General features: G+C 76.4%; 1 protein-coding gene. It reads right to left on the bottom strand.

Annotated elements, in window-relative coordinates; all coding sequences use genetic code 11:
- Positions 1-928: SpnB-like Rossmann fold domain-containing protein (locus KN815_RS45310; RefSeq protein ID WP_216347631.1), on the bottom strand; the 928-nt coding region annotated here is incomplete at both ends.

Here is a 928-nt window from a genome sequence, read left to right as displayed (position 1 = left end):
GAGGGCCCGGCCCGCGCGCAGGGCGAGCTCAGGCTCGCCGGTGGCCAGGGCGTCGGAGAGCGCGTCGGCGAAGGTGTCGGCGACCTCGGCGGCGCCGCCGGACCCAGCGGCCTCGGCAGTCCCGGCGGCTTCAGCCGTCCCTGCGGCCTCGTCTACGTCTACGTCTACGAGCACGAAGCGGCCGGGGTTCTCGGTCTCGGCGGAGCGCACCAGACCCCACAGGGGCGCGTGCACCAGATCGGTGACGCCCTCCTCGGCGCCTGTGGCCATCGCGCCCCGGGTGACGACCACCAGGCGCGCGTCGGCGAACCGCTCATCGGCCAGCCAGCCCTGCACCAGGGCCAGCGCACGCCGCGCCGCGCGGTGCGCGGCCCCGGCCACGTCTTGGTCCTCGTCCGGGCCGCCGGGTGCGGGCGCGAAGGACGCGAGGACGAGTTCCGGGGCGGCGGTGTCGCCCGCCTCGACGGACGCGCCCAGCGCGGCCAGATCGGGGGCGGAGGCGGCGGCTACTCCGGCCGGGACGAGACCGAACGGGTCCTCGCCCAGGACGATACGGCGAGTGGCGGCATCCGGACCGGCGGAGGTGGTCTGCGGGGCCACCCAGTCGAGCCGGAACAGACTCTGCCGCGCCACGTCCGCGTCGCCGGTGAGGTCGTCGGGGAGCGGACGGCAGCGCAGACCGTCGACGGCGGCGACCGGCTCGCCCGTGGCATCGGCGAGCGCCAGGGTCACCGTGTCGGCTCCGGCGGGCGCGATCCGTACGCGCACCGCGGAAGCGCCCTCCGCGTACAGCCGGACGCCCTGCCAGACATCGGTCAGTTGGGCACCCTCACGGCCGTGGAGGGCGTGCAGGGCGGCGTCCAGCAGCGCCGGGTGTACGGCGAACTCTCCGGCGCCGGGCTTGATGTCGTCGTCCAGCCGGACCTCG

It is taken from the genome of Streptomyces niphimycinicus, from assembly GCF_018883605.1.
GTDB classification, from domain to species: Bacteria; Actinomycetota; Actinomycetes; order Streptomycetales; family Streptomycetaceae; genus Streptomyces; species Streptomyces niphimycinicus.
This window is presented reverse-complemented; position numbering and strand designations above follow the sequence as displayed.